At 57.1% G+C, this 22,254-nt stretch carries 16 protein-coding genes and 1 tRNA gene; 14 read left to right on the top strand and 3 right to left on the bottom strand.

Features of this window, described 5'->3' with window-relative positions:
* Both TRESADRAFT_RS10780 and TRESADRAFT_RS10775 read left to right on the top strand, forming a co-directional pair.
* The coding region (locus TRESADRAFT_RS10780) for a leucine-rich repeat domain-containing protein (RefSeq protein ID WP_002705641.1) at positions 1-374 on the top strand (374 nt) is incomplete at its 5' end.
* A 358-nt stretch (positions 375-732) separates the two neighbouring features.
* Positions 733-1,995 carry a FliG C-terminal domain-containing protein gene (locus tag TRESADRAFT_RS10775; protein WP_002705640.1) on the top strand — a complete coding sequence of 421 codons (1,263 nt, stop codon included), beginning with the start codon at positions 733-735 and terminating at the stop codon, positions 1,993-1,995.
* Positions 1,996-2,293: 298 nt separating this feature from the next.
* On the opposite strand, the gene TRESADRAFT_RS10770 is transcribed toward TRESADRAFT_RS10775, so the two are convergent.
* Positions 2,294-2,368, bottom strand: a tRNA-Arg gene (locus tag TRESADRAFT_RS10770).
* 138 nt (positions 2,369-2,506) lie between these two features.
* Here TRESADRAFT_RS10770 and TRESADRAFT_RS10765 point away from each other — a divergent pair.
* Positions 2,507-4,939 (top strand): glycoside hydrolase family 2 protein, encoded by a 2,433-nt coding sequence (locus tag TRESADRAFT_RS10765; protein ID WP_040842903.1) that lies wholly within the window; start codon positions 2,507-2,509, stop codon positions 4,937-4,939.
* 45 nt (positions 4,940-4,984) lie between these two features.
* Here the strand turns inward: TRESADRAFT_RS10765 and TRESADRAFT_RS10760 are convergent, their stop codons facing one another.
* Positions 4,985-6,088, bottom strand: coding sequence for a glycosyl hydrolase family 18 protein (locus tag TRESADRAFT_RS10760; RefSeq protein ID WP_002705623.1), 1,104 nt, complete (start codon positions 6,086-6,088; stop codon positions 4,985-4,987).
* 30 nt (positions 6,089-6,118) lie between these two features.
* A complete protein-coding gene (locus tag TRESADRAFT_RS10755) occupies positions 6,119-8,248 on the bottom strand; it encodes an ATP-dependent helicase (RefSeq protein ID WP_040842902.1) in 2,130 nt (709 codons plus the stop codon).
* 156 nt (positions 8,249-8,404) lie between these two features.
* On the opposite strand from TRESADRAFT_RS10755, the gene TRESADRAFT_RS10750 reads away from it, so the two are divergent.
* The 11 genes from TRESADRAFT_RS10750 (at position 8,405) to TRESADRAFT_RS10700 (ending at position 22,241) form a co-directional block, all read left to right on the top strand.
* Positions 8,405-9,685, top strand: a complete 1,281-nt coding sequence (locus tag TRESADRAFT_RS10750) for a hexokinase family protein (RefSeq protein WP_002705615.1) — start codon at positions 8,405-8,407, stop codon at positions 9,683-9,685.
* A gap of 93 nt (positions 9,686-9,778) precedes the next feature.
* Positions 9,779-12,517 carry a TolB family protein gene (locus tag TRESADRAFT_RS10745; protein WP_040842900.1) on the top strand — a complete coding sequence of 913 codons (2,739 nt, stop codon included), beginning with the start codon at positions 9,779-9,781 and terminating at the stop codon, positions 12,515-12,517.
* A gap of 95 nt (positions 12,518-12,612) precedes the next feature.
* Complete coding sequence (locus TRESADRAFT_RS10740; protein WP_002705611.1) at positions 12,613-13,251, top strand: periplasmic-type flagellar collar protein FlbB; 639 nt, start codon at positions 12,613-12,615, stop codon at positions 13,249-13,251.
* 21 nt (positions 13,252-13,272) lie between these two features.
* A complete protein-coding gene (locus TRESADRAFT_RS15290) occupies positions 13,273-14,760 on the top strand; it encodes a flagellar hook-length control protein FliK (protein ID WP_002705610.1) in 1,488 nt (495 codons plus the stop codon).
* Between the two features lie 141 nt (positions 14,761-14,901).
* A complete protein-coding gene (gene flgD, locus TRESADRAFT_RS10730; protein ID WP_141607340.1) occupies positions 14,902-15,354 on the top strand; it encodes a flagellar hook assembly protein FlgD in 453 nt (150 codons plus the stop codon).
* A 58-nt stretch (positions 15,355-15,412) separates the two neighbouring features.
* Positions 15,413-16,804 carry a flagellar hook protein FlgE gene (gene flgE, locus TRESADRAFT_RS10725; RefSeq protein ID WP_002705606.1) on the top strand — a complete coding sequence of 464 codons (1,392 nt, stop codon included), beginning with the start codon at positions 15,413-15,415 and terminating at the stop codon, positions 16,802-16,804.
* A gap of 107 nt (positions 16,805-16,911) precedes the next feature.
* Positions 16,912-17,832, top strand: a complete 921-nt coding sequence (gene mnmL / locus TRESADRAFT_RS10720) for a tRNA modification radical SAM protein MnmL/YtqA (RefSeq protein WP_002705605.1) — start codon at positions 16,912-16,914, stop codon at positions 17,830-17,832.
* An 81-nt stretch (positions 17,833-17,913) separates the two neighbouring features.
* The gene (locus tag TRESADRAFT_RS10715; protein ID WP_002705604.1) at positions 17,914-18,525 is read left to right on the top strand and encodes a hypothetical protein; all 612 of its coding nucleotides are present in this window, start codon (positions 17,914-17,916) and stop codon (positions 18,523-18,525) included.
* A gap of 53 nt (positions 18,526-18,578) precedes the next feature.
* Entirely contained in the window at positions 18,579-19,133 is a 555-nt protein-coding gene (locus TRESADRAFT_RS10710; protein WP_002705603.1) for a DUF2764 family protein, read from the top strand.
* Positions 19,134-19,165: 32 nt separating this feature from the next.
* On the top strand, positions 19,166-20,929 hold the full coding sequence (locus TRESADRAFT_RS10705) for a V-type ATP synthase subunit A (protein WP_002705602.1): 1,764 nt from the start codon (positions 19,166-19,168) through the stop codon (positions 20,927-20,929).
* 16 nt (positions 20,930-20,945) lie between these two features.
* Positions 20,946-22,241 (top strand): V-type ATP synthase subunit B, encoded by a 1,296-nt coding sequence (locus TRESADRAFT_RS10700; protein ID WP_002705601.1) that lies wholly within the window; start codon positions 20,946-20,948, stop codon positions 22,239-22,241.
* The last annotated feature ends 13 nt before the right edge of the window (positions 22,242-22,254 follow it).

The following is a 22,254-nucleotide window of genomic DNA, read 5'->3' as shown; positions in this document are numbered from 1 at the left end:
ATGAGGCGTTCCGTGGCTGCGACTCGCTTACCTCCGTGGTCATTCCCGAAAGCGTTACGGAAATCGGCTATGAGGCGTTCTGTGGCTGCGACTCGCTTACCTCCGTGGTCATTCCCGAAAGCGTTACGGAAATCGGCAAGGAGGCGTTCTATGGCTGCGACTCGCTTGCGTCCGTGGTCATTCCCGAAAGCGTTACGGAAATCGGCAGGAGTGCGTTCAGCCGCTGCGAGTCGCTTTCTTCAATAAAGTTCGGCGGCACAAAAAAGGAATGGAAAGCCGTGGAAAAAGGCGAGAACTGGCACGAGGGCGTTCCCGCAAAGGGCGTGGAATGTTCTGACGGACTGGTAAAGTTCGGGCTGTTCGGGCTGATTTAAGGGCAACACATATCGCCATGCGCGGGCGTAAAAACAGCCTTTGGCGGCGGCTGCGGCGGACAACGCGATTGCCGTTACTGCGCCGAAAAGCTGAGGAACGGCAGTTTTGACACCTCGGTCAGCACCGACACCCGCGACGACTGGAAGCGGAAATAGCGTGATTCCTGAGCGGAAACTCACACACGGCGCACTGGCTACGGCTGGTGCGCTTTTTTTGTGGGCAAAGGGCGCGGAAAATGTAGTCTAAATCTGGCACTACGGAGAAATAGCTTTACGAATTCTTACAAAAAACACAAATTTTTTTCCAAATTCCGTGTAATTACCTATAATTATTGCTGACAAAACCAAGGAGGACACAATGATTTTATTCAAAGATTTCCCGAAAGCAAAGGCGGAGGACAAGGCGCGGATTTTTCGCACGGCGAACTTTGTCATCGTCACAAGCATAGAAGGCAGGCGCGAGGGGCTTTTAGCCCTTGAGGACTTTAGAAAGGACGACGGCACAATCCGCTACCCCGACGGCTTCCGCCCGCTCGCAGAGAATCAGGACTATGCCGTTTCGCTTGAAGAGAAGTTCTTTTCTCCTATGCTAAGGCAGATAGTGGACGGCACAGACCAAGAAGTGCTTGCCACAAGTTTTTTCTACCTTGCCTTAGGCTCCGGCGAAAAGGACGGCGCGCTCCTTTCCCTCATGATGGGCGCGGAAGGGCTTTTGAGCGTGCAGCGCGGCGACAATCCTGTTGTCACGGGCGACATCATGAAAGCGATGATGGGGCCGCTTCTCGCCGCCGATTTCAAGCTCTGGTACGATGACGATTCCGACTGGCACGAGGACGACCACCTGAAAGAGCTGTGCGATGCGGACATCTTCCCCGCCGATTATACCGGCGAAAAGGCTCATTCCGAAACTGCGGCGGAAGAGCTCGGCTGCGCAAAGACAGATGATTTTGAGGTGAAGGATTTTGGCGACAGCCTCCTGAATCGCGCACGAACGGACTTCCGCACCTACGCCGCAACGCTCCGCGAGCTTATCCTGAAGCTGGGGAACGAAAAGAGCCGGGAAGCGCTCGGAGACTACGGCACCGAAGAGCATGTGCAGACGCTCTTGAAGGTGATGTTCAGCTCCTCATTCGGCATGGGAGAAAACAAGCTGCCTTTCGAGGGCTTTTTGGAGCGCATGATGCTTGACGATGCCGTCAATGAGGAACATCTGATTTCCGCCGTCCGCCGCATGGACAAAACGGAGCGGAGCGACCTTTACAAGCTGCTTGAAGAGCGCGGCTTGGAGGAGCTTAAAGACCGCCTTGAAAAACAGCTCTATGCCGTCAAGATGCTTGCAAGCCTTTCCGACCGCGAAGTGCAGAAAGTCCTCCGCGACACAGGCTCCGGCACTCTTGCCCGCGCGCTCGCTGACGACGGCTCTGAATGGCTTGGCGCGGTAAAGAAAAAGATTCTTTCAAACATGAGCCAGCGGATGAGGGCATATCTTATGATGTCGGAAAAATCGCTTGCCGAAAATCCCCCGTCAAAAGAGGACATTGACAATGCCCGCCTTGAAATAAGCGACATTATGAAGAAACTGGAAAAAGAGGGCGACATCAGAATACGAACGGAGGCATAATATGTAAAGAAAAAACTGCAGGAACAGCCCCGCCATTAGGCGGACGAACAGCTCTGGCGGAGGCTGGCGCGCTTTTTTGTATTTATAAAGCAGCATTTGGCTTGAGAAGCCGTCCTCGACCTTTACATAGAAGGGCGAATTTTTCCGCCGCGAGAGAGAAAATGGATATAGTGTCCGCGCCATAAAAACTCCATGGGAATGTGGCACTGATGCCGCACCCCGTTTTTTTTGCAAGGGAGGAGCGTTTTTTCGGCGTACAAAAAAAAACGAAGCCCCGAAAACAAGGCTTCGCCGGTTTTGAGACTGACTGGGCTCGAACCAGCGACCCTCTGCTTAGAAGGCAGATGCTCTAATCCAGCTGAGCTACAATCTCGCAACGGGACTGAATATATCATATAGAAAAAAAAATTGCAACATGCATTGCGCCGCTGATTCTGATTTATTCAGAAAATTCGGACGACGGTTCCGGCGTTCCTTGCTTTGCCGGAAATTCGGGTTTACACTTGTCGTCATGGCAAAAATATTTTTGAACGACGGCTGGCAGTATTCGCCGTCTTTTTCTGCGGAGAAGACGATGATGGATTATGCCGGCGACTTCGAGACCGTGCGCATTCCTCATGCAGTTGCGGTCACTCCATTCAACTCATTCCCGACAGAGATTTACCAGAAGAATTCCATATACAGGCGGACGTTCCGGACTGAAAGCGGGTGGAAGGAAGGGCGCGTCCTTCTCACTGTCGAGGGTGCCGCGCATTGCAGCGAGGTGTTCGTCAACGGGAGGAGCGTCGCGCTCCATGAGTGCGGCTACACTGCCTTTACCGTCGACTTGACCGATTTCCTTGCGGACGAGGGCGGAGAGAACGTGCTCGCTATCCGCGTTGACAGCAGGGAATCCCTGAACCAGCCTCCGTTCGGCTTCGTCGTCGATTACATGACGTATGGCGGAATCTACCGTGACGTGTATCTCGATATCCGGGGGAAAATCCGCATCGACGATGTTTTCGTGATGGCGGCGGACGGTTCTGTCAGCACCGAGGTGACTGTCGTCGCTTCGGGCGCGGCTCCTGACGGGCTGTGCGTGCGGCAGAAGGTCGTCCCTGCCGACGGTGCGCCCATGACGGCTTCTTCCGGAACCGTGCTCGCGGAATTCGCGGTCGGTGTCGACGCCTCGTCGTTTTCCGGGGGAAAGTCGCTCGTCAAGTCCCGCTCGGAATGCGCCGGCGCGGAGAAGTGGGACGTCGATTCCCCGTTCCTTTACACGCTCGTGACGGAGCTTGTCGGCGCGTTCGGGGAAATCCTCGACGAGAGCCGGGTGCGGTTCGGGTTCAGGAGCATACGGTTCGACGAGACCGGATTCTATCTCAACGGGCGGAAAATCAGGCTGCGCGGGCTGAACAGGCACCAGTCGTGGCCGTATATAGGGTACGCCGCCCCGAAGTCGATGCAGCGGGAGGACGCGGACATCCTCAAATACGAGCTGGGGCTGAACGAGGTCAGGACGTCGCATTATCCGCAGGGCAGGCATTTCGTTGACAGGTGCGACGAAATCGGGCTTCTCGTCTTCACCGAGATTCCCGGATGGCAGCATATCGGCGACGAAAAATGGAAGGACGTTGCGGTGGAGAACGTCCGGGACATGGTCCTTCAGTACAGGAACCATCCGTCTGTCTTCATTTGGGGCGTCAGGATAAACGAGAGCCAGGACGACGACGAATTCTACGCAAGGACGAACGCTGTCGCGCACAGCCTGGATTCGACGCGTCCGACGGGCGGGGTCAGGTTCCTCAAGCACAGCAGCCTCCTTGAGGATGTCTACACGTTCAACGATTTCAGCTTCCACGGGCCGAACGACGGCTGCCTTCCGAAAAAGCGCGTCACCGACACCAGAAAGGGATTCATGGTCACGGAATACAACGGGCATATGTTCCCGACGAAGACGTTCGACTGCGAGCGGCTCCGGACGGAGCACGCGCTGCGCCACGCGAAGGTTCTCGACGCCCTCGCCGCGCGTGATGACTGTGCGGGTGGAAGCGGATGGTGCGCGTTCGACTACAACACGCACAAGGATTTCGGTTCCGGCGACTATATCTGCTACCACGGCGTCATGGATATGTTCAGGAACCCGAAGATGGCGGCGTTCGTCTACGCGAGCCAGCAGGACGCCTCCGTGTCGGGGGACATCCTGGATGTCACGTCGAGCATGGATATCGGCGAGCATCCAGGCGGCGCGCGGGGCGACGTTTTCATAATAACGAACGCCGACAGCGTGAGGATGTACGTGAACGATATTTTCATCAAGGAATACACGGCCGCGGATTCCCCGTTCAGGAACCTGCCGCACGGCCCGATTCTCATCGACGATTACATAGGGCACCGGATTGTTGACGAGGACGGCGTTCCCGAGCGGAATTTCGCGGCGGTGAAGTCGATGCTGTTCGCGCTGCAGAAATACGGCGTGAACAGGCTTCCGCTGAAGGTCATCATGAAGGGGCTTCTCCTTTGGGCGCGAGGCGTGACGAACCCGGAGCATCTCAGGAAGCTGTACGGGAAGTACATCGGAAATTGGGGCGGCGAGTCCGTCGTGTACCGGTTCGACTCCTATCGCGGCGGAAAAATCGTCAGGAGCGTCACGCGGGAGCCTATGAGGAGCGTTTCCGTGAAGGCGTTCTGCCGGAGGACTGCGTTGCGCGAGGAGGAGACGTACGACATGGCGCAGGTCTGCCTTCGCGCCGTCGACCAGAACGGGAACGTCCAGCCGTTCTGCCAGGAGGCGGTGACGCTCAGGACGGAGGGCGCCGTGGAGCTCGTGGGGCCGTCTGCCGTATCCCTCAAGGGCGGTATGGCAGGAACGTATGTCAGGACGGCCGGCGGTAAGGGGCGCGGCTCGCTCGTCGTGAAGGACTGGACAGGAACCGAGAGCCGCGTGGAATTTGACGTGGAGTAGGCTCGGGCCTGCTTTTTGGATGCTGCCGGACAAAATCCGGCGGCATCATTCTTTTTCGGCGGAAATCCTGAGGCATTTCCAGAAATCGGGGTTTTCCTGCCCGACGCGCCAGAATGCTATCCTGTCGATGCCCATCTTCGCGTATGCGTCGCACCGTATCTTGAGGGAGTCGATGTCGTCGTACCATCCCGTGATGGTCGCCTCCTCCTTGAACGAGAAGTGCGGGATGCCGTACGCGTCGCGCTGGACTTCCGTCACGCCGTTCTCCCGTTTTATGCGCTCGATTCCGCTGTTGTACCATGCCTGCCCGCGCACCGGGGCGCTCAGCCACGTCCGTCCGTAGAACGAGAGCCCCATGATGAGCTTGTCCGCGGGAATCTGCGTCTGCGCGTATGATGCTATCCGCTTTCCCCAGCCCGTCGACGCGATTGCGCCCGGCCTGCTCGTCGACCAATGCTCGTCGTATGCCATTATGATTATCTTGTCGGTAAGCTCCGCGAGGGGCGCGTACGCGAACGGGTCGTCCGCCAGCGTCCGGAGGCGCGCCTTCGTCGCTATCGAAAGCGTCTTTCCGGCGGGGAGCTTTTTCCTGACGATGCGGAGAAGCTCGAAGAAATTCTCCGCGTCCTTTTTCGGGATGTTCTCCCAGTCTATCTGGAGCCCGTCGTACGTCTCCGCCGCCTTCACCATCTGCTCCGCAATCCGCTCCCGCAAAGGGAGGTCGGGCGACAGGAGCAGGTGCGTCTGGCTCTGCGAGTCCACGCTCGTGACGACGTGGACCCTTCCCTTGAAATTCTTGAAGAATTTTGATTTCGGCGGAACAGGGGGCATCTCGCTGTAGACGTTGACAGCCGAGACGAAATACCCGACGTCCGTTATCGGGTATTTCGCGGAGAATTCGCCCTCGCGCCCCTCCATGACGTATCCCCATATCTCCTTGAACGCGAGCGCGTCGATGGTTGCCGCCTCGTCAAGGATCGCCTCCGCGCGCTCGTCGCTCACGGTCTCTATGTCGGGAACGTATTCCTCTTCTGCATCCATCTCCGCCTCTATCGTCTTCGCCGACTGGCACGAGAAGGACGATAGCATGATGGCGAGCGCGAACGCCGCCGTTATCGTCCCGCCTTTCCTTTTCTGCACTTTTTTCATAAAAACTCCTGACTTGAAAACCGTCCGCTGTCACTTTGCGAATCCGGGAACTATCGGCTTCCTGAACTTCTTTATCATGTCCTCGAGGATGCGCTGCGCCTCGTCCGGGGCGACCGGTTTCTGCGGCTCGTGGTACTCGACGAGCTGCTTCGGAATCTCGTCGAGGAACCGGCTTGGCTTGCATTCGTCACCGTCGTCGGCAGGTTTCGCCGTCTGCTCGGCCTCGTCCTGCCTCTGCGCGAACGAATGCTTCCGGCGTCTCCTGCACGAGGATATGTAGAGCTTGTCGCGCGCTCTCGTTATCGCAACGTAGAAGAGCCGGCGCTCCTCCTCGACTGCCGCGTCCCCGCCTTCCTCGACTGCCCGTGCGTGCGGGAGAATGTCGTCCTCGGCGCCCGCGATGAACACGACGGGGAATTCGAGCCCCTTCGACGCGTGTATTGTCATGAGGTTCACCTTCCCCGTGTCCTCCTCCTCGTAGTCGTCCCGGCTGAGGAGCGTTATCCTGTTGAGATAATTGTAAAGCGTCGGGTCGGAATTGTCCGGGTCGTTCTCCCATTTCGTGACGGAGCGTATGAGGCTCTCGATGTTCATCATCTTGTACTGCGCCGCCTTCGGGCTTTTCGGGGTTTCTGAGACGAGGTAGTCGAAGTAGCGGCACTCGTCGATGAACGCCTTTATCTTTTTCGACAGGTTGTGCCCGCCGAGCATCGGCTTCCCGCCTTCTATCAGCGACGTCAGCTCCTTCATCCCCTCAATCGCGTCGTCCGAGTAGTCGTCGGAGTGAATTTCGTCGAGTATGTTCCCGAAAAGGTCTGTCTGGACTGGCTCGTCCTCCCCGCCGGGACGGATGACGGACTGTATTGCGTCCCAGAGTGAGCAGGAATTCATGCGCGCGGTCTCGTTCAGCTTCTCGAGCGTCGCCCGTCCGATGCCGCGCCTCGGCGTGTTTATTATCCGGAGGAGGTTCACGTCGTCGTCGTGGTTCGACACGACGCGGAGGTAGCTTATCACGTCCTTTATCTCCTTCCGCTGGAAGAAGCTCGTTCCGCCGCTCATCGTGTAGGGAATGTCGTCCGCGAGGAACGCCTCCTCTATCGGTCGGCTCTGCGTGTTCGCCCTCATGAGGATGCAGAAGTCGGAGTATTTTCTCTTCTCCGAAATAGCGAGCGAGTGGATGCATTCTATTATGAAGTCCGCCTCAACCGCCTCGTTCTCCGGGTAGTAGACCTCGATGGGCTTTCCCTCGCCGTTGCCGCTCCAGAGCTTCTTCTCCTTCCTGTTCGTGTTGTGTTGGATGACGCCGTTCGCCGCCTCCAGGATTGTTCCCGTCGAGCGGTAGTTCTGCTCGAGCTTGATTTCCCTCACGTTCGGGAAGTCCTTCTCGAAATTCTCTATGTTCTGGTAGTCCGCGCCGCGCCATGAGTAGATGGACTGGTCGTCGTCGCCCACGACCGCGACGTTCTTGTCGGCAAGGAGTCGCATGAACTCGTACTGCTGGTGGCTCGTGTCCTGGAATTCGTCGACCATGATGTAGCGGTACCGTTCCTTGTACCGTGCGAGGACGTCGGGGAATTCCCGGAACAGCCGTATGGGGAGCGTTATCAAGTCGTCGAAATCGACCGCGTTGAAAAGACGCAGCCCCTCCTCGTACCCGTCGTACAAATCGCGGTAGACGGAATTCTCCTCGTTCCACGATTTGCGCCCCGTCTTTATGTCGCTTATGAGCGCGCCGATTTTGTAGAGGTCGAGCGATTCCTCCGAATACCGGAGCTCGCGCGCCGTCTCCTTTATGAGCGAATTCCTGTCCGTCTCGTCGTATATGGAAAAATTCTGCCGCCAGCCGAGCCTGTCTATGTCCTGCCTGAGCACGCGCACGCCGAACGCGTGGAATGTCGATACCGTAAGGTTCTGCAGCTTCTTTCCGGTCATCGACTTTATGCGCTCCTCCATCTCCTTCGCGGCTTTGTTCGTGAACGTCAGGGCAAGTATCGCGCTTTGCGGAATGCCCTTGTCGAGCATGTGCGCTATCCTGAACGTTATGACGCGGGTTTTTCCGCTTCCCGCGCCGGCTATGATAAGGAGCGCGCCTTCGGTCGTCATGACAGCCTCGTACTGCTCCGGGTTCAGTTCGTTTTTCAAATCAGATAAATCCGTCATGCGCCCTAGTATACCATGATTTCGCGCCCCTCGTCCCGCGCCCCGGAATCCGGCGGGAATTCTCCTTGCGGGAATCCGAAAGATGAGTAAAATAGATTGGTCTTGGAATCGTTTCCGGGGCTGCAAAAAAGTACGTAGGAAAAGGAGTGAATGAAAATGACTACGAAGGCTGCATCTTTCTTGATGAGGCACAATTTCCCCGTGGGGATGGACGTCGGGGCTGCTGCCGGCGCAATCCTCAATGATATGAGGCAGGGGCTTTCCGGCAAGAAGGCGGGGCAGGACATGATACGGACGTGGATGCTCCCGCCGTCTTCCCGCCCGAAGAACGAGCGCGTCATCGTCATAGACGCCGGCGGCACGAATTTCCGCTCTTGCCTCGTCTCGTTCGACGATGACGGCTGCGCGGCCATATCCGATTTCAAGAAGGACAAGATGCCGGGCGTGGAGAGGGAGCTTTCCAAGGCTGAAGTCTTCGCGCAGATTGCCGACAACATCGAGCACCTCCGCGACAAGGCGGACAAGATAGGGTTCTGCTTCTCCTATTCCATGAAGATTACGGAGGACGGCGACGGCATCCCGAACGGATTCAGCAAGGAGGTCAAGGCTCCGGAGGTCATCGGCGTTCCTGTGGGAAAGACGCTCCTCGAGACGCTCTCTGCCCGCGGATGGAAGTCCGTTTCCCGCGTCACGCTGCTTAACGACACCGTCGCGGCGCTCCTCGCAGGAAAGGCCGCTACGCGCGCCGGTGCGGAATACTCGGCGTACATCGGCTTCATACTCGGGACGGGAATGAACGCGGCATACGTGCAGCCCGCCGACAGCTCGCTCGGAATCGAAAAGCAGATTGTCGTCTGCGAGAGCGGCAAGTGCGGCGACGTTCCCCTTTCCGATTTCGACAAGGCGGTGGATGCCGGGACGAACATTCCGGGGCAGTACCTCCTCGAGAAGGGATGCTCTGGCGCGTATCTCGGCCGCCTCGGCGGGGAAATGCTTTCCGTCGCAGTGTCCGAGGGGCTCTTCTCCGACGGCGCGGCACAGGCCGTCAAGGCGCTCGGCGCAATCAACACCGTCGAGATGAACGAATTCCTCCATTCTCCGTTCGGGACGGGGCGCATCGCCGCGGCTTTCTCGGGCGCGTGCGAGGACGACAGGCTTTTCGCGTGCGAGATTCTCGACGCGGCCGTGGACAGGACGGCACGGTATGCCGCCGCAATCCTTTCCGCCAACGCAATACAGTCGGGCGGGGGGAAATCTTCGCTCCGCCCCGTCGCCATGCTCTGCAACGGGACGACCTTCTTCAAGACGTACCGTCTCCGCGAGCGCACGGAGGCGTACCTTCAGGAATATCTCGTCGGCAAATGCGGAATCCACTTCGAGATTCTCTGCGCGGATGACGACATAACGCTCGGAACCGCGGTCGGCGCGCTTTCGTGAGCGGAATCGTTCCGGAAAATCGGTTCCGGGACGGTTTCCTTTTCGAGCGCCCGCTTGTTGTGGGCGTTTTGCGGGAATGCTAGAATCGAGCCCATGAAAAGACTCTTCCTTGCATTCCTGCTTTTTTTTGCCTTTTTTCCTTTTTTTTCGTTCGGCGGCGCGTTCTCCGGAGAGGGGAGCCTCCGCGTAATCAAAACCGAATGGTTCGACGTGATTTATTCCGACAAATCCGAGGAATCCGCGCGGAAAATCGCTTCGGTCGCCGACTCCTTCTACCGCGAGATAACGGAGCGCCTCGGGACGGACATGTACCAGCGCTTTCCCGTCAGCGTGACGCCTGCCGTCGAGAGCATGAACGCGTTCTTCACCGTCGCCCCGTACAACAGCATCGTCGTCTACGACACGTCGCCCTCCGAGGTGCTCGACATGCACGAGGACACGATTGAGGCCGTCTTCTACCACGAGCTCACGCACGCGGTGACGCTCAACATGAAATCGCCCTTCATGCGCGGCATGTCCCGCCTCTCGGACTCGTTCAACCTCGCGGGCGTTTCCCTCACGTCGTTCTGGTTTGAGGGCGCCGCCGTCTCTATGGAGGGGCGCGGGACTTCGGGCGGGCGCATGAACGACCCGTTCACGACGCAGCTCGTCACGGCCGCGAAGATGCGCGCGGAGGCGAAGGTCGCGGGATTCCCGTCGTGGCGCGACGTGACGGGCGCGCGGGATACCGTTCCGGGCGGGAACGACGCGTATGTTTTCGGGGCGGCGTTCGCGACGTACCTGCAGGAGACGTACGGAATGGAGCTTTACGGGAAATTCTGGGAGAACGCGGGAACTTCCTGCACCTTGAGTTTCTGCGCGGGCGTGTTCGAGACGACGTACGGAATCGGCCTCAGCGAGGCGTGGCGCGGCTTTTATGAGTGGATTCCCGTCCCCGAGTCGTTCGCGGGCGGCGGCGGCTGCCTTCCGCGCGACAAAAAACGGAACCGCCGCTATATCAGGACGATGGACGTCTTCGCCGGCGGAAAGTCGCCGTCAATCGCATTCTACGACAGCCAGTCGCAGGCGGTCTTCATCGTCGATGCGGCTTCATCAAAGACGAGGAGGCTCCTGTCGCTTTCTGACGTTCAGAGCATACGCTTCTCCCCTGACGGGAAAAAGCTTGCCGTGACGAGGCTTGTCAGCCGCTCGAACGTGAAGAGCGAGTCCGGTGTCATCGACATCGCCGGGCGCTCCTACAAAACGATTTCAAAAAGCGACTCATTCTTCGCGTCATTTGCCCCCGACGGCTCTTTCGTCACTTCCGGCGCGTCCTCCCTCAAAAACGGCGCCGTCTCCCTCTGCCCGCCGGTTCCTGCCGGGGAAGGGCGGAGCGCGCGCGTGGTGAAGGACGGGCTTTCGTGGAGCATCGTCGTCGACGGGGACGGGGAAAGCCGCTCGTTCGATATGGGCGGGCGGATAATCCACAACCTCCATTATTGCGGCTCGTTCGGCGGCACTGATTACCTCTCGTTCTCCTGGGCGGAGCTGGGGCGCGGGTTCTCCACGCTTTCGCGCGCCGGAATCGTCTCCCTTTCCGGCGGCGGCGGGCGCGTCTTCCTGCAGAAGGCGGACTGGAAGGCGGGAATCCTCGACTGCGCCCTCATCTCGCTCGGCGGGGGGAAGATGTCGTTCTCGTGCGTCGTCGAGAATTTCGAGTCGCATCCGCTCGTGACAGCCGAAATGGATGAAAGCGGCTTTGAGGAATTCGCCTTCGCTGATGATGGCGGGGATGATGAGCATACCGTGGCTGCCGGGGATGCGGGGGAAGGGGAAGCCCGTCTTGATGCGGGAAAGTACAGCCCGCTTCCGTTCTACCTCAAGGGCTCCGTCTTTCCTTTCGGGACGGCGGAAATCTACAGCCGCGAGATGGATGTCGTCGACACGGGTGTCCTCGGCGCGACGTTCGTGTCGTCGAATCCGTGGCTCGGGAACATGGTGAGCGTTTCCGCCGGATTCAGCCTCGTTTACGGCGTCGGCGCTTTTTCCGCGTCGTGGAGCGGCGGGAACGACGCCGTGTCGATGAAGCTCGGCGGGACGTGCGCGGTTGATTCGGGCGGCTTTTACCAGGCGACGGCGGCTGGCGGCGTTTCGGCCGTTCTCTGCCGGTTCGACTGCTCTTCCGTCGTTTCGGGAATCGACGCGCGCTTTTTCCGGGGCACGGACGACTCCGACGATTCCGGAAGCGTCGAGGGAACGCGCGCGGAGTCGAAGGCATACCTCTCGTTCTCGTCAATCAGGAGGGTGTGCCCCGGCTTCAGGATGTACGGCGGCATCGCCTTCCAGCCGTTCCTGCTTTTCGAGCACAGCGAATCCGTTCCCGAAAAGGACGGAGGCGTAAGCCGGTTTTTCAATGCCGGGGCGACGGTCGGGGCGCGGATTCCGCTTTTCTTTCCCGTGACGATGTCGGCGACGCTGTTCCCGTCCTCGTCGCGGCTTGCGTCGTGGTCCGCATCCCTGACGCTCCTTTCGCTCGAGATTCAGAAGGGAATCCCGGCTCTCTCCGTTTTCGTGCACCGGTTCGTCGTCGACGCGTCGTATGCGGGGAAAGTCGCCTATGAGCACGGGGATTCGTTCGATGTCGCGCGCGTCAGGGAGATTGCCGAAGACTGCTCCCTGTCCGATGTCAAGGACGAGGTCTCAGTCTCCGCGTCCTTCTCCGTCTCGCCGAATACCGGCTATTTCGCCACGTCCGGGAGCTTCTCGCTCGGCGGCGCGTTCGTCTACCGCCCGCACCCGGGGAAGGGCGGACGGAGAATAGCGGGGCGCGTGTTTGCGTCGGCAAATTTTTGATAAAAAAAAGGCGCGGAGATTCCGAGAATTGAATAATAGAAGGCTGTGTCCGTGCAGGGCCGACTCGAAAAAGGAAACTATTTTAGGAGATAAAAATGTCTAGAAACGGCGGAATCGGAAAGACGATTGCATTGCTTATACTCATCATTGTGCTCGCGCTCGGCGGGCTCATGTGGTTCGATTACCTCGGGGTCGTGAAGGCAAAGCGGATTTTTGCCCCGGTCTACAAGGTTCTCGGGCTGAAGCCCCAGTCGTCTGTCACCGGAACGAAATCGAATCCGTTTACCGGCGACCTCGATGAGGACCGCTTCGCAAAGAGGATAGAGTCGCTCGACGCGCGCACGCAGGAGCTCGACAAGCGGGAGGAGGACATCTCGAAGGTCGAGGAGCAGAACGAGGCAATCGCGAAGGAGCTTGAGGAGCGCAAGAAGTCGCAGGACGAGCGCGAGAAGACGTTCAGCAACCAGCTCAAGAAATACGACGACAGGAACCGCAACATAGAGCAGATTTCGGCATATCTGTCGTCAATGCCGCCGGAAACGGCCGTCAAGCAGCTCCTCGAGATGAACGACCAGGACGTGATAGACATATTCCGCAAGACGGACGAGATTGCGGAGGCGAAGAAGACCGCCTCGATGACTTCGGTATGGCTCATGAACATGCCGGAAGATCGTGCCGGAGTCATAAACAGCAAGATGGCGAGCAAACCAAGTTCGCTCGACAACTACAAGTGATACTGGAAAAGGGGATGAAGCATGAATTACATACAGCCGAACAGCAGCGCTGGCAGCGTCGATTTCGCGTTCAGCGTTCCGCAGAAGTCTTCCGGGGCGCAGCCGTCGTCGCCGGACATCTCGTTCGCCGAGGCGCTCAAGGCGGCGCATGAGGCGGAGCATCCTCGTCGCGGAGAGAAGACGGCCGCGGCGGAGAGCAGCGGCGAGAAAACTGACGAGAAAATCGAGGACAAGGACGGAAAAAGCGGTGACATCGCGCGCGCCGCGGAGGAAAAGGAGCCCGTTCCCGAAAACGGGGAGGAGGCTTCCCCGTCAGCCGCTGAAGTCGCCTCTGCGGACGGCGGGGACGATTCGGGAGACGAGGCGGATGTGTCCCCCGATGAGGAGCGCCTTGCGGACGCGCCTTTGCCGGCGGATGATGTTCCCGTGGAGATTGCGTCCGTCGCAACATGCGGCGCCGAGAGCGTCGTCGAGGCTTCCGTCCCCGAAAATGACGGCGGCTCGGATGATGTTCCTGTCCCTAATGCTGATGGCGCGGTCGTGGCCGATGCTGCCCGCGGAGGAAATCCTGAACTCGTTGCGGAGCGCCCCGTTGCCGGTTCCGACGCGCTTCCCGAAGTGTTTTCCGGCGAGGTTTCGGGGAATGCCGTGCGGAATTCCGCGCGCGCCGAGAAGGACGATTCGAAAAAAATCCTCGACGGCATAGAGGTGCTCGACCTCAGGACGGAGCTGCCTTCTGCCGTTTCGGAAAGCCGTGCTCAGCGGTACGCCGCGCGCTCCGATGACGGCGCCTTGCGGAAAACAAGCGCGGGAATGCAGGCCGGCTCCGTGAGGGTGGCGAAAAGCGACAGGAAAAGCAGCCGCGACGATTCTCCCGTCTCTCTTCAGGTGCAGCCGAAACGCGCCGTGACGAACGGGGAGATTCGCGTTGCCTACAACCAGAACCAGCAGGAGTCCGTCCAGCTTACGATGGAGATGGCCGCGCGCGCTGGTGCCGAGCAGAACATAACGTCGTCGTCGGCGCAGGCCGCCGGCGCCGCGGGCTCCGATTTCCAGCAGATGCTTTCGAATTCTGTTCAGCAGAATGCCGCCGATTTCGTCAAGGCGGGAAGCATCGTCCTCCGCGACAACAACCAGGGGACGATAAACCTCGTCCTCAAGCCGGAAAGCCTCGGCAACGTCAAGATATCGCTTTCCCTTTCAGACAAGACGATTTCCGGTCAGATTCTTGTCGCGTCGAAGGAGGCGTACGACGCGTTCCGCGAGAACATCGACTCCATAAAGCAGGCGTTCGCGCAGAGCGGCTTCGACACGGGAAGTTTCGACCTGAGTTTTGCCGGCCAGCAGGGGTTCTCCAATGATGGCGGGAACGGCGCACGGGAGAATGCGAGGCAGGATGCCGTCGCTGTCGCCAACAAATCGTATGGGGACCTTGTCTCGTCGCCGTCGGACGGCGCCCAGGACGGGTACGAGCAGTCCGGAGACCATTCCGTCAATATCGTCGCGTAGGATTCCGCGCGTTTTTTGATGGGGCAGCCCGAATAAGGTATCGCTTGTCGGGCTGCCCCGTTTTTTTGTTTTGAAAATTCATTAAGTTGAAAAATGATTTTGCCGATTTATAAGTATACGGTTGGTTAATCTGCCGAAGGAATGGAAATGGATATTAACACGACGATGGGCGCTTCTGACAAGGCACAGCTCGACAATATGGTGAATACGTTCAACAAGACGGTTGACGCCGAGCGTGGCGGCAGGACTGCAAGCCATGAGCTTGGGAAGGATGATTTCCTCAAGATTCTTGTCGCCCAGGTGACGAATCAGGATCCGACAAGCCCGCTTGAGAATACGGAATTCATCGCCCAGATGGCGCAGTTCTCGACTCTCGAGCAGATGACCAACATGAGCCAGAATTTCGAGAAGCTCTCCTCGCTTATGAACACCGTCGAGGCTCAGAGCACCCTCGGAAAGTCCGTCGAGCTTGACCTTGGCGACACGACGACGACGGGAGTTGTCGAGGCCGCAACGCGCGGCACGCGCCCGCAGGTGAAGGTCAACGGCGCGTATTACGACATGGAGAAAATCATCTCCGTGTACGGCGAATGAAATAATCTTGCGTAATCGGCAAAAAACATAAAAACGAAATCATAAAGAGGGTAGTATTATGATGAGATCAATGTATGCTGGCGTTTCTGGATTGCAGAACCACCAGACAAGAATGGACGTTATCGGAAACAACATTTCGAACGTCAATACGACGGGCTTCAAGCGCGGCCGCGTCAATTTTCAGGATATGATAAGCCAGCAGCTGTCGGGCGCGGCTCGTCCGACAGAAGAGAAGGGCGGCGTCAACCCGAAGGAAGTCGGTCTCGGAATGACCGTCGCCGCTATCGATACTGTTTTTACGCAGGGAAACCTCCAGTCTACGGGAATAACGACCGATGTCGCCATTCAGGGAAACGGGTTCTTCCTTGAGAAAAACGGCGAGAAAAGCTACTACACGCGCGCCGGCGCCTTTGGACTTGACCGCGACGGAACGCTCGTGAATCCTGCGAACGGATACAAGGTTCAGGGATGGATGGCCCGCGAGGTTGACGGGGAGATGATTCTCCAGACGTCTGCCAGCACGGAAGACCTCATCATTCCGGTCGGCTCGAAAGACCCGGCGAAGGAGACGAAGAATGTCAATTTTGCATGCAACCTCAACAAAAATACACCCATAATCCCCGACAACCCGACGGCTGCCGATATCTCCAAGGGAACATGGAGCACTGAATTCAACATCTACGATTCGTTCGGAAACAAGCACAACCTTTCGGTGAATTTCACGCGCGTGCCGGAGAATCCGAACCAGTGGCAGGCGACTGTCGTCGTCGACCCCGACAACGCGGAATTCACGCAGACGAGGGTCGGGCTCAACACGACGGACGGGATGGAGAACACGTTCCTCATCAATTTCGACAATACGGGTACGCTCCAGTCCGTGACCGACACTGCCGGAAACCTCACGAATCCCGAGGGCGAGATTATCCTTCAGGCGTCTTTCGCCGTTCCGAACGCGAATGCCGATGCTGACGGAAATCCGTATCGCCAGACGTTGAACATAAACCTCGGGACAATCGGAAGCCAGGTCAACACGGTCACGCAGAGCGCCTCATCAAGCTCAACGAAGGCGTTCTATCAGGACGGCTACACGATGGGGTATCTTGAGACCTTCAAAATCGATTCAACCGGCGTGATTACCGGCGTCTATTCGAACGGAACAAACCGCGCAATCGGACAGCTTGCGATGGCGACGTTCACGAACCAGGGCGGCCTCGAGAAAGCCGGCGACAATACGTATGTCGAGAGCATTAACTCGGGAACTGCCAACATCGGCACGTCGGGAATCGCCGGAAAGGGTACAATCCTCTCTGGCGCGCTCGAAATGTCGAACGTGGACCTGACCGAGCAGCTCACGGATATGATTGTCACGCAGCGCGGCTTCCAGTCGAACGCGAAGACGATTCAGACTGCCGACACCCTGCTTGAGACCGTTCTCAGCCTCAAGAGGTAACAGTTTTTGATTTTTCATGCACTATTTAAAAATGGTGTGAGATAAAAAAGTCCCAGAAGGTTCGCCAACTGCCCGGCGGGCCTTCTTTTTTTTCTTCAATTCGAATTATGATTCTTCTTTCTGATTTTTACGAATCCGTCTTCGGCTGCAAGGCCTACAAAATCGCGCTCGATGCGGGGTGCACGTGCCCGAACAGGGACGGGTCGAAGGGTACTGGCGGATGCATTTTCTGCGGCGGGAACGGTTCCGGCGATTTTGTCCCGAGCAGAAGCCTTCCGGTGCGCGCGCAGGTGGAGGAGGCCCGGACCCGAATCAGCGCGAAGTTGTGCGGGCGTTCGGGGAAAAGGCGCGGGAAGCTCGTCGCGTATTTCCAGAATTTCTCGTCCACGTACGGAAATCCCGATGCCCTCGAGGAAAAGTTCATCGAGGCGTTGGGCTGCGATGATGTCGTTGGGCTTGCCGTCGCGACGCGACCCGATTGCCTCGGCGACGATATCCTTTCCCGGCTTGCGCGCATGTCGGAGGATACATTCGTCCAGATTGAGCTCGGGCTGCAGACCTCGAACGAGCGCACGGGGCGACTCATCAACAGGTGCTACACGGACGATGATTTTTCCGATGCCGTGTTGCGGATAAAGCGCGCCGCCCCGAAGATACACGTTGTCGCGCACGTGATTTTCGGCCTGCCCGGGGAGGGCGAAAAGGACATGATGGGAACCGTCGATTTTGTTTCCGGAAGCGGCGCGGACGGTATAAAGCTGACGGAGCTTTATGTAATCCGCGGAACCGGGATATGCGCGATGTACGAGGGGCGCAAATTCGAAGTCCTTTCAAAGGATGAATATTTCAGGCTCCTCTCGCTCGCGCTGCGCCGCCTTCCCGAGACGATGGTCGTCCACAGGCTGACCGGTGACCCGCCCAGAAAGTCGCTCGTCGCCCCGCTTTGGGCTTCCGACAAGAAAAGGATAATGGGCGAGTCGATGGCGATCGCGGTGAAAATTATGGATGAAACCTTCAAATTCCCTTAATAATGCAAATTTCATTTGATTTTTGCCGGATGGTAAAATATAATTTCGTCCATAAACATTTTTGTTTTAAGTGAGGTTTTCATGGACGAACAGATACAGGAATTGATTGATAAAATCAAAAAAGATGGTGTCGCCGCTGCAGAAAAATCCGCTTCCGAAAAAATCGCCGAGGCTGAGGCAAAGGCCGCGAAGATTGTCGCAGATGCGAAGGAAGAGGCGGACAGAATTATCAAGGCGGCCAAGGATGAGACTGCAAGAATGGAGAAGGCAAGCGAGGATTCTATTCGTCAGGCAAGCCGGAATCTTGTTCTCGCATTCCGTGACGGCGTTATGAAGGAAGTCTCCGCGCTTGTCAGTGCGGATGTCGACAAGGCGTATGATGCCGACCTCCTTTCTAAACTCATACCTGAAGCTGTGAAGGCATGGACTTCAAAATCCGATGCCTCCGATGTTTCGGTTCTCCTCAGCGAGGCTGATTTGTCCGCGCTCGAGACCTCCCTCAAGGCTTCCCTCAAGGCGGAGATTGAGAAGGGCCTTACCTTAAAAGTAGATAAGTCAATAAACAAGGGATTCCGCATCGGAATTGAGAACGGCGCGGCTTTTATCGACGTCTCGGACGAGGCTGTCGCGGAGCTTTTCGGCGCGTATCTCAACCCGAAGGTCGCTTCTCTTATGAAAGAGGCCTCAAAGTAAAAGAATGCTGATGCATTTTTGAATTTTGAACGGTCTTTTAGAGAGGTGCATGAATGGGCAGTCAGTATTACCTTGTGTCGCAGCTCCCGGAATTCTCCGTGAGCGATGACAAGTCGGTTTTGCCAATCACTTACGAATACTATTACGACCTCTGTTCACGCTTCCTTGACAAGAAGAGCATGAAGATACTTGAGAATCTTTCGCTTGAACCTTCTCAGGATGTCGGAAAAACGGGCTCGAAACTTGTCGATTCATGGAATGACAAGGAGAAGAGCCTCCGTTTGGCGCTCGCTCAAATCAGGGCATTGCGGATGAAGAAGAAATTCAGCGCGGGGAACGAATCTGTCGCCCCCGACGCGGTTCAGGCCGCTCGCACTGCGTCCGGAATGGACAGTCCGCTTGCCGCCGAACAGTTCTTGAATCAGTATCGGCTTGGTGTTATTGAAAGTATGCGTCCTGCAGATGGTTTTTCGGTTGATGCCGTTTTCGGTTACGGCCTGAGGCTTCAGCTCGCGACGAGAATGAAGAAATTCAATGCGGCGAAGGGCCTCGAATCGTATCGCAAGATATACGACAGCATACTTAAGGCAGAAGAGTCTTCCGAGTGAGGCTTCTCGCTTGGAATTATGGAGAATGATAAATGACGGATACAAAAGGAAAGGTTGTCGGCGTCAATGGAAACATGGTCTCTGTCGAATTCGACGGAGTTATTTCCATGAACGAAGTCGCCTATGTAAAAGTTGAAGGCTCAAGTCTCAAAAGCGAAGTGATCCGTATCCGCGGGAATACCGCGCAGATGCAGGTCTATGAGATGACAAAAGGAATAAAGGCGGGGGATGAGGTCGAATTTACGGGAGACCTCCTTTCCGCGGAGCTTGGTCCCGGACTTCTGGGGCAGGTTTATGACGGACTTCAGAATCCGCTCCCGCTCCTCGCGGAGAAGGCCGGATGGTTCCTTGAAAGGGGAATCTACGTTGACCCTCTCGACCGCGAGAAAAAATGGGACTTCACCCCGACTGCAAAAGTGGGCGATGTCCTCAAGGCGGGCGAATACGTCGGTACAGTTCCAGAAGGACCGTTTACCCATAAGATTTTCGTACCGTTCTACCTGCTCGGCTCGTATACGGTGAAGTCCGTTGCGGAGAAGGGAAGCTATATGCTCAAGGACACTGTCGCTGTCATCACCGATGAGAAGGGCAACGACGTCAACGTCACGCTTTCGTTCAAATGGCCGGTAAAACGCGCCGTAAACTGCTACGAGGAAAGGCTCGCGCCTACTGAGACGATGGTGACGAAAGTCCGCCTTATCGATACGTTCTTCCCCGTCGCGCGCGGCGGAACGTATTGTATTCCGGGACCGTTCGGAGCGGGAAAGACTGTCCTCCAGCATACGACGTCGAAGTACGCGGATGTCGATATCGTAATCATCGCGGCTTGTGGTGAGCGCGCCGGTGAGGTCGTCGAGACCCTTACCGAATTCCCCGAGCTGAAAGACCCGAAAACCGGAAAGTCGCTCATGGAGCGCACGATTATCATCTGCAACACTTCTTCGATGCCGGTTGCTTCGCGCGAGGCTTCCGTCTATACGTCGGTCACGCTTGCTGAATACTACCGCCAGATGGGTCTCAACGTTCTGCTTCTTGCCGATTCGACGTCGCGCTGGGCGCAGGCTCTCCGTGAGATGTCCGGCCGCCTTGAGGAAATCCCGGGCGAGGAAGCGTTCCCTGCCTATATGGAGTCGTACATCGCGGCATTCTACGAGCGTGCGGGACAGGTTCGCCTTTCCGACGGCACGACGGGTTCCGTCACAATCGGCGGAACCGTATCCCCCGCGGGCGGAAACTTCGAGGAGCCGGTTACGCAGGCAACGCTCAAGGTCGTCGGCGCGTTCCACGGACTTTCAAGGGCACGTTCCGATGCGCGAAAGTATCCTGCAATCGACCCGATTCAGTCGTGGTCAAAATACAAGGGCGTCATCTCGCAGGACAAAGTCGGTTTCTGCTTCAACATCCTCAAGAAGGGCGTCGACGTAGGTTCCATGATGAAGGTTGTCGGTGAGGAAGGAACGTCTCTCGATGATTATCTCGTCTATCTTAAGGAAGAGATGCTCGATGCTGTTTATTTCCAGCAGAACTCGTTCGACGCGATTGATGCGAACGCGACTGTCGAGCGCCAGATGTACGACCTCGACAAGCTCCTTCGTATTCTCGGTTCCGATTTCGCGGTTTCCGACAAGGAAGAGGCGCGCACGTACTTCAACCAGCTCCGCCAGAAGTTCATCGACTGGAACTACACGGAGTTCCAGAGCGACGGCTTCAAGAAGCTCGAGAAGGAAATCGACGATTTGTATGCATCGAAGAACGGGAAGCTGACCGCAGAGGCGGAAAGTCTCCTGAGGGCTTAAGTGAGGACGGTGAAAAATGAACAAAGTATATAGCAAAATTGAATCTATTACGGGTTCGGTCATTACAGTCCGCGCTGAAGGCGTGAAGTACAACGAACTTGCCGAGATTACGACGCGTTTCGGAAAATCGCTTGCCGAGGTCAACAAGGTCGACGGCGATTTGGTCTCGCTTCAGGTCTTTGCGGGCGGCCGCGGCGTTTCGACTGGCGACCAGATTCGCTTTCTGGGGCACGAGATGCAGATTTCGTTCAGCGATGATTTGCTCGGAAGAATCTTCAACGGTTCGGGAGAGCCTCGCGACAACGGAACGAACCTTTCGGAGAACCTCAAGCCGATTGGCGGGCCGTCAGTCAACCCGTCGAAGCGTATCCTCGCGACGCGCATGATGCGCACGAACATCCCGATGATTGATATGTTCAACACGCTTGTCGTGTCGCAGAAACTGCCGATTTTCTCCATTTCCGGAGAGCCGTACAATCAGCTCCTCGCCCGCATCGCCATGCAGGCTGAGGCTGACGTAATCGTTCTTGGCGGAATGGGACTGAAGTACGACGACTTCCTCTATTTCAAGAAAACGCTTGAGGAGGGAGGCTCGCTGAGCAAGACGGTCATGTTCATCCACACCGCAGCCGACCCGACTGTAGAGTGCATCAAGATTCCGGATATGTCGCTTGCCGTTGCGGAGCAGTTTGCCCTTCAGAACAAGGATGTTCTCGTCCTTCTTACGGACATGACGTCCTATGCCGATGCGATGAAGGAAATCGCGATTACGCAGGAGCAGGTTCCGTCGAACCGCGGTTATCCCGGCGACTTGTACTCGCAGCTCGCAGCACGGTACGAGAAGGCTGTCGATTTCGACAATGCGGGTTCCGTGACGGTTCTTGCCGTGACGACGATGCCTGGTGATGATGTCACCCATCCTGTTCCGGACAACACGGGATACATCACGGAGGGACAGTATTACCTCAAGGGCGGGCGCATCGAGCCGTTCGGTTCGCTTTCCCGCCTGAAGCAGAACGTAAACGGAAAGACCCGCAAAGACCACCGCGCGCTCATGGACGCCATGATTCGCCTTTATTCTTCTTACAAGGATACGCTTGAGAAGAAGTCGATGGGTTTCATGATGTCGAACTGGGATGAGAAGCTGCTCAAGTACGGTGCGATGTTCGAGAAGGAGATGATGGATTTGACGGTCAACATCTCGCTTGAAGGCGCGCTCGACTTGGGATGGAAGATTCTTGCGGACTGTTTCGACAAGGACGAGACCGGCATCAAGTCCGAGTTGATTGCGGAATTTTGGCCGAATAAATAACGATAGCGGAGCT

The sequence above is a fragment of the Treponema saccharophilum DSM 2985 genome, from assembly GCF_000255555.1.
Classification (GTDB): Bacteria; Spirochaetota; Spirochaetia; order Treponematales; family Treponemataceae; genus Treponema_D; species Treponema_D saccharophilum.
The sequence above is the reverse complement of the archived record's forward strand: the minus strand, read 5'-3'. Positions and strand labels throughout refer to the sequence as shown.